Source organism: Gordonia sp. 852002-10350_SCH5691597, from assembly GCF_001665715.1.
GTDB lineage: Bacteria > Actinomycetota > Actinomycetes > Mycobacteriales > Mycobacteriaceae > Gordonia > Gordonia sputi.
Map to the genome: position 1 here is coordinate 1 of NZ_LZMO01000083.1, position 7,361 is coordinate 7,361.

A 7,361-nucleotide genomic window follows, 5' to 3' on the forward strand; every position below is an offset into this window, starting at 1 on the left:
ACACCCACGCGGCCCGGAGAACAGGTACGCGTGATTGATGCGGTTTCCGTCGAGGGCGCGGCTGAGCGGATCGGTGACGTGCTCCTGACCGACGACTTCGGCGAACGTTGCCGGACGATAGGTGCGATACAGAGCCACGCGTCGAGACTACCGGCGATCACCGACAGCGCAGCCGCCTGCCCTACGGCTGTGCACAGCGACCTTCCCCGGCAGGTCAGACCGCCGGGCTCGCGGCGGGAGCTTCCGCACCGAACCGGTCGCGCAGCGCGAACTTGAGCACCTTGCCGGACGGATTGCGCGGCAGCGCGTCAATGAACTCCAGACGCAGCGGGAGCTTGTAGCGGGCAAGGCGGTCGGCCGCGAATTCGCGCAGTTCTTTCAGGGTCACGGTCTCGCCGGGCGCCGTCGCGACGACCGCCGTGACGGCCTCTCCCCACTTCGCATCGGGGAGTCCGACGATCGCGACCTCGGCGACCGCGGGGTGGCTGTAGAGCACGCTCTCGACCTCGGCGGGATAGACGTTCTCGCCGCCGCTGATGACCATGTCCTTCACGCGGTCGATGACGTAGACATATCCCTCGTCGTCCTCACGTCCGACGTCGCCGGTGTGGAACCACCCGTCGTCGTCGATCGCGGCGTCGGTGGCGCCGGGATTGTCCCAGTAGCCCACCATCACCTGGGGTCCACGCACACAGATCTCGCCCGGCTGCCCCGGCGCCACCTCGGCGTTGGTGGCGTCGACGAGTCGCACGTCCGAGAGCGGCAACACCCTGTTCCCCGCGGCTCCGATCTTCTTCTCCGACTCGTCGATGCCCATGACGAGTGCGAGCGGAGCTGTTTCGGTGAGGCCGTAGCCCTGCGCGAACGTGACTCCGCGGTCGGCGTAGGTGCGCATCAACGGCTCGGGCACTGGGGCGCCGCCGCAGATGAGGTATCGCAGCGAAGAGAGGTCTGCGGTGGCGAAAGCAGGAACCTGGCTCATGAACAGAAACATCGCGGGGACGCCGAACATCGTTGTGACACGGTATTTTTCGATGTCGGCCAGTGTCTGTGTCGGATCGAACGCACCCGACAGGATCACGTGGCCACCCTTCTGGAGCGTGACGAGAGTGGTGACGTTGAGGCCGCCGATGTGGAACAGCGGCGCCGCGGTGTAGGTGATGTCGGTGGAGACGGTGTCGAAGCTGAGCAGCGCATTGATGTTGTTCCAGAACAGGTTTCCGTGCGTGAGCATGGCGCCTTTGGGACGACCGGTGGTCCCCGAGGTGTACATGATGACCGCGACGTCCTCGGCGTCGGCGAACACCGGACCGGCGATCGGCTCACCGGCGGCCAGCACGTCGTCGAAGTTCTCCCAACCGTCGGCGCCGCCGACCGCGATGAACCGTTGCACGTCGATGTCTGCGCGCACGTCGTCGACGACACCGGTCAGCGTGGCGTCGGCGATGAGAGTTGTTGCGCCGCAGTCACCGAGGATGTACGCGAGCTCTGGTCCGGTGAGCCGGAAGTTGAGCGGGACGAATGTCGCGCCCGCTCGCGCGCAGGCGAACAGCGCGACCAGGAATGCCGAGTGATTCGGTCCGAGATAGGCAACGCGATCGCCCTGCGCGACTCCGCCGTCGACCAGTCGCTCGGCCAGCAGGTCAATTCGACGCTGGAGCTCGGCGAACGTCAGCGTCTCGCCGTCGAAGGTCAGTGCCGGGTGATCCGGGATGATCGCTGCACGCCGCGCAATCCACGAACCGAGATCCATCGAATCGGGTACCACCACTCGTCCTGCCATCACTGACTCCCGCCATCGAGGGCGGAGCATGCTCGAGACTCCGCCGAAGTTGGCGACAGCTTATTGCCCACCCGTGTCCGAGTTCAGTGAATTGTCAATAACCGAGTAGTGCTACTGCAGATCGGTGACGCCGGAGCATTCGGGTGCGCGCAGCGTCAGCAGTCCGCGGTTGACGGCATTGATCGTGATCTTCACCTTGCCGCGGCCCGGGATGTCGTCGATCCGATAGCCGCTGTCGTCGGCGATCGTGTGGACCCAGTGCGTGTTGTAGGTGTGCGTCGCTCCATTGGAGAGTTGGGTTACGACGACTCTCGTGTCGGAGTAATAGCGAAAGAAGCTCTTGCTGTCGCCCCACAAGGTGAATGTGTTGTCGCCCTCTCGCCGCTGGACGTGTATGCCCGCATACGAGGGAATATCGATGATGTTGGGGTTGAGGCTGGAACACCCCATACCGACCTCGCCGTAGACCGATTGATCAGCCGCTGCGTGACCGGCTCCGATCGTGGCTGCGGCTACCGCGCAGGCACCGACGAGCCCTGTGGTCATTTTGCGTGCCATCGAACGTCGAATCATGGTGCGCCTCCTCGAGAATGCGGGGCCGTGGACGTCGGCCCCGTCATGATTCACGTCGAATTGCAGCGACAACTCGTTAGCGCGACTAGCCGACCGTGTCGCGAACGTTATCGGCGCCGGTCACAGCCGCGGCATTCGATGTCCGATAGACGACGATTGTCGCGATTGCCGTGCCGAGGAACACCGCGTTGTAGGGATATACCGTGAACCATTCGAGCCAACTGATTCCATGTTTGAAAAACAGTCCGATGAGATAGGCGTCGGGAACTGTCTTGTTGACAAACCAGATCGGATGCGCGAGATAGGTGCGCCACGAGAACGACACCAGAATCAGACTTACGCAGGCCACGCCCGCCAATGTTCGACGCAGCGGCGACAGATCAACGCGCAACACCAGATTCACGCAGATCACCAGGATCGGCACGAACCACACCCAGTGATGTCCCCACGACATGGGCGAGATCGCGCATGCCGTCATGCCGACGAGGCTCAGCGCCAGCAGTTCCTGACCGTGGCGGTGCGCGAGTACGGCCGCGTACATACCCAACGCGAGCGCCGCGAGGGCAAGGACACCCCATAGCAACGAGTTCGGCGCGTCGGTGTGGATGAGGTTGGCCAACCACCCGCGGATCGACTGGTTACCAACGGTTTGCGGTGCGCCGACTCGGTTGGAGTCGAAGAGCTTGTCGGTCCAGTAGGCCCAGGATTCGCTTGGCAGCACGATGAATCCGACGACGATGGTGCCGACGAAGCCAGCGATGACCCCGAACATCGCGCGCCAGCGCCGCAGAATTGCCAGGTACAGGATGAAGATCAACGGGGTCAGTTTGATACCCGCGGCGATTCCGGTGCCGATGCCCATACCGCGGCTGTTGTCGCCCTTGGGTCTGTCGACACGCAGCAGGTCGGCCAGGATGATGAGCAACAGAAAAACGTTGATCTGGCCGTACCAGACCGTCGTGCGGACCGGTTCGAGCAGCAGCGCGACGGCAATCAGCGAGAGCGCGATGATCCGCAGCGGCCACGTCGCCTGTCTGCCGAGCGAGCGGAAGCACAACATGATCACCAGGTACAGCGCGATGAAAATGCCTGCGGTCCAGACGATTCGGGCCACTTCGAACGACATCAGCGCGAACGGGATGAAGATGATCGCCGAGATGGGCGCGTACGTGTAGTCCATCTGGCCGAGTAGTTTGGCGTCGTACAGGCTGCCACCGTCGAGCACGGTTTGCGTTCCGGCGCGGTACACGTCGAGGTCGAGTTGGTTGTCGAAGAGTCCCCAGAACGGCGTCGTGAAGGGAACGATCACATCCTGCAACCACACGGCCACGGCGGCGACGAGCAGGAAGCCGACAGCCACGACCCAACGTCGTGAGGCCCTCACCATTGCCGGACTGTCACACGTGTGCCGTCTCGTCAGGATTCGACGTCGGCGAGGAGCTTCTCCGTCGCGGCAAGAAGTGCACAGGTCGCAACGCCGTCCATCGCGACGCGCAGGTCGTCGGTGCTGGGGAAGGTCGGTGCGAGCCGGATGTTGCGGTCGTACGGATCGTGCTTGTACGGGTAGGTTGACCCGGCGGCCGTCAGCGCGATCCCGGCCTCCTTCGCGAGCGCGATGGTCCGCTTGGCGGCGCCGTCGAGGACGTCGAGGCTGATGAAGTAGCCGCCCTCGGGCTCCGACCAAGCCGCGACCTTGGAGTCGGCGAGCCGGTCTTGGAGGATCTCGAGCACCAGGCGGAACTTGGGGGCGAGGATCTCGCGGTGCTTGGCCATGTGCGCGCGCACGCCGTCGGCATCACCGAAGAACCTCAGGTGACGAAGCTGGTTGATCTTGTCCGGACCGATCGTCGTGAACGCGAGGTTGTCGGTCAGCCACTTGACGTTGGTCGCCGACGACCCGAAGAAGGCAACACCCGCTCCCGCGAAGGTGATCTTCGACGTCGAGCCGAACACGTAGACGCGGTTGGGGTGGCCCTCCTGCGCGGCGATGTCGACGATCGGCAGCGGGGTGGGCGGGGCGTCGACAAGCGTGTGGACGGCGTAGGCGTTGTCCCAGAAGACACGGAAGTCCGGCGCCGCGGGCATCGCCATCAGGGCGCGTGCGACGTCTTCGCTGTAGGTGGCGCCCGTGGGGTTGGAGTAGGTGGGCACGGCCCACAGACCCTTGATCGACGGATCGTCGGCAACCAACTGCGCGCAGACGTCGACGTCGGGGCCGTTCGGGAGCATCGGCACCGGGATCATCTCGATGCCGTAGTGCTCGGTGATCGCGAAGTGGCGGTCATAGCCGGGCGACGGGCACAGGAACTTGACGGTCTCGCCGGTCGACGACCAAGACTCCGGAGAGTCGGGAGTGCCCTTGAGCAGTGAGGACACCACCACCTGGTGCATCAGGTCGAGGCTGGCATTGCCGAAGGCGATCAGGTTGTCGGCGTCGACGGCGAGCAGCTCGGCGAAGATCGCGCGCAGCTCCGGCAGCCCACTGACGCCGCCGTAGTTGCGGCAGTCGGTGCCGGAGGCGTCACGGTAGTCGCCGAGGCCGGGCAACGACAGCAGCTCGTTGGAGAGGTCGAGTTGTTCCGGCGCGGGCTTACCGCGGGTGAGATCCAGCTTCAGCCCAGCGGACAGCAAACCCTCGTAGAGTTTTCGCAGGTCGTCTTGGGTGGCGCGAAGTTCGTCTGCACTCATCGAGTGGTAGTTCAACGGAAACCTCTCGCCGAACCGGCGCCAGGCTCGATGGCGGCTTTCGGCACGCTTGCGGATCTGAACAAAAGTTAGAGGACCCCGCGCACCCGAGAGAGCCCGTTGACCCTTGCTGCCTTCCGGCCCTGGGGGAGTTCACAGGATGCACGCCGCGCGGGATCCGTCGTCAATTGTAGCGAGCCTTTGTCGCGATGCGTCAGGGGGTCGGCGTGGTTGTCGCCCGGAGGTCGATCAGCGCAGGAGTCGCGGGAGCAGAGCGAGTCGGGCCGCGTAGTCGCGTGGCAGGTAGGCGGAGCGGCTGCGGGTCCAGTCCTGCCCGGAGAGTGGGTCGTAGGTCGACGGCATCGCGATGCCCGCGGGCGCATAGGCGTCGAGTCCGTTGGCGCGCGTCGTGTAGACCGCGCGCCATTGATGGTCGGAGAACGCGATGATCCCGGCGACGTCGACGCGTGCCGACGGTCCGCGTAGTTGTGCGACCTTGGCGGCGACACCGTCGGTGGAGAGGTAGACGAGCGTGCCGTCGGGCTTGCGATTCGGCGGGATCTCGACGACGCCCGCGGCATGGAACTTCGCATGCAATACGCGGGCGATCTCGGTCTGGGCGTAGATCGGGATGGTGCGGTTGCCGCGCGTGCGGATTGCGGACTCGGCCAGCGCTTCGTTGACCGGACCCGGTTCGCCGACCGTGCGGGTGGCGTCGACGCCGGGCGCGATGCGGTTCCCGAAGCTATATGCGATGAGCAGACTGAAGTCCTTCGCGGCACGCGTCGGAATGTGCACGGGGTCAACTCCGCGCTGCGGCGACGCATGCGCTGGGGCGAAAGCGGCCAACGACGCCATCAGGGCCAGTGCGATCGTCGACGCCGCGAGGGCCAACCGGCGACTCGGCTGCAGCGGGCGTGCCGGCCGCGGACGATGCGGATGAGGACGGTTGGTCGCTCTGCACGCTGCCATCGTGTCGCTCCTGCCGTGGACGGGGTGGGGTACGTTCGACCTCCGCCGCGAGCAGCGTTCCGGCTGAACGCGCGTAACCATCCCAGGCGCAGGTGTCCTCGGAGTGAACGACAGCCGGTTCAGGGCAGTGACCTGCGGAAACGAAACGAGCCCGACGCTCACATACGCGTCGGGCTCGTTTCTGCTGCGGAGGATAGGAGATTCGAACTCCTGAGGGCTATTAACCCAACCCGCGTTCCAGGCGAGCGCCATAGGCCACTAGGCGAATCCTCCAGGCTTGGCGATAATAACGGCCAATCCACCCCAGACCCAAATTCGTGCGGTCGGCACCGGGCGTCGATCGGTAGCGTCGAAGGTGCTCCCCCGCCACGGAAAGGTCGACGCCATGCCCACATCCGAATCTCCCTACGTCGTTCTCGGCGCGACCGGTAATCAGGGCGGCGTGGTGTTGCACGCGCTGCGTGACGCTGGAAAACCCGTGCGCGGCGTCGTACGGTTTCTCGATTCGGACAGGTCGCTGGAGCTCGCGGACCGCAGCATCCCGCTGGCCGTCGCCGACATCGCGACCGGAAATGGCCTTGCCGACGCCTTCGCCGGGGCCGCCGGGGTCTTCGCGCTGACGACGCCGTTCGAGTCGGGAGCCGACGCCGAGGTCGGGCAGGGCGAGAACATCATCGCGGCGGCCGAAGCCGCATCCGTGCCGTATCTGGTGTTCTCGTCGGTCGCCGATGCCGATCACAACACCGGTATCCCGCACTTCGATTCGAAGTACGAGGTGGAGAAGAAGCTCGCGGCGTCGAGCATCCCGCACACGATCGTCGGCCCGACCTACTTCTACGACAACCTGCTCGGCAGCCTCGACGCACTCAAAGCCGGCGTGATGCCGCTCGCCCTGCCCGCGGAGAAGGCGCTGCAACAACTCTCGCGTCGGGACTTCGGCCGATTCGTCGCGATGCTGTTCGATGCCCCTGCCGACTTCACGGGCCGACGCATCGACCTGGCCTCAGACGAGATCACCCCGAACGCGATGGCCGCCGCGCTGACTGCCGCGACCGGCCAGGAGGTGCACGCGGAATCGTATGACCCCGAACGTATTTCGTCGCCGGATATGCAGGCGATGTTCACGTTCCTGGCGACCAAGGGGTACAGCGTCGACGTCGCAGCGCTGCACGCGGCCTACCCGCAGATCGAGTGGGAGTCGTTCGCGGACTGGGCGCAGCACGCTCTCGGCTGACCGGAGAATGTGTGTCGTATCGAAGGATGTGGGCGCTGCAACACACACAAACTTCGATACGACACACATTCACTTTCTACGGCCACTCCCCCAGACTGGATTCGACGTCGAACG

6 protein-coding genes, 1 tRNA gene and 1 other RNA gene are annotated in these 7,361 nt (G+C 64.9%); 1 reads left to right on the plus strand and 7 read right to left on the minus strand.

Annotated features, from left to right (window positions below; translation table 11 throughout):
- Nucleotides 1–214: 214 nt before the first annotated feature.
- The 7 genes from A5777_RS05925 to A5777_RS05955 all read right to left on the minus strand — a co-directional run bounded on the left by A5777_RS05925 (nt 215) and on the right by A5777_RS05955 (nt 6,286).
- Entirely contained in the window at nt 215–1,783 is a 1,569-nt protein-coding gene (locus tag A5777_RS05925; protein ID WP_039856679.1) for an acyl-CoA synthetase, read from the minus strand.
- A 111-nt stretch (nt 1,784–1,894) separates the two neighbouring features.
- The gene (locus A5777_RS05930) at nt 1,895–2,356 is read right to left on the minus strand and encodes a hypothetical protein (RefSeq protein ID WP_005208039.1); all 462 of its coding nucleotides are present in this window, start codon (nt 2,354–2,356) and stop codon (nt 1,895–1,897) included.
- Between the two features lie 85 nt (nt 2,357–2,441).
- Complete coding sequence (locus A5777_RS05935) at nt 2,442–3,743, minus strand: glycosyltransferase 87 family protein (RefSeq protein WP_174273072.1); 1,302 nt, start codon at nt 3,741–3,743, stop codon at nt 2,442–2,444.
- A 29-nt stretch (nt 3,744–3,772) separates the two neighbouring features.
- Nucleotides 3,773–5,059: an aminotransferase class I/II-fold pyridoxal phosphate-dependent enzyme gene (locus A5777_RS05940; protein WP_039856680.1), complete on the minus strand. Its 1,287-nt coding sequence runs from the start codon at nt 5,057–5,059 to the stop codon at nt 3,773–3,775.
- Between the two features lie 70 nt (nt 5,060–5,129).
- An RNA gene (gene ffs / locus A5777_RS05945) (signal recognition particle sRNA small type) lies at nt 5,130–5,224 on the minus strand.
- A 66-nt stretch (nt 5,225–5,290) separates the two neighbouring features.
- A complete protein-coding gene (locus tag A5777_RS05950) occupies nt 5,291–6,013 on the minus strand; it encodes a hypothetical protein (RefSeq protein WP_231894643.1) in 723 nt (240 codons plus the stop codon).
- Nucleotides 6,014–6,200: 187 nt separating this feature from the next.
- Nucleotides 6,201–6,286, minus strand: a tRNA-Ser gene (locus A5777_RS05955).
- Nucleotides 6,287–6,398: 112 nt separating this feature from the next.
- Here A5777_RS05955 and A5777_RS05960 point away from each other — a divergent pair.
- Nucleotides 6,399–7,247, plus strand: a complete 849-nt coding sequence (locus A5777_RS05960; protein ID WP_064861966.1) for an NmrA family NAD(P)-binding protein — start codon at nt 6,399–6,401, stop codon at nt 7,245–7,247.
- The last annotated feature ends 114 nt before the right edge of the window (nt 7,248–7,361 follow it).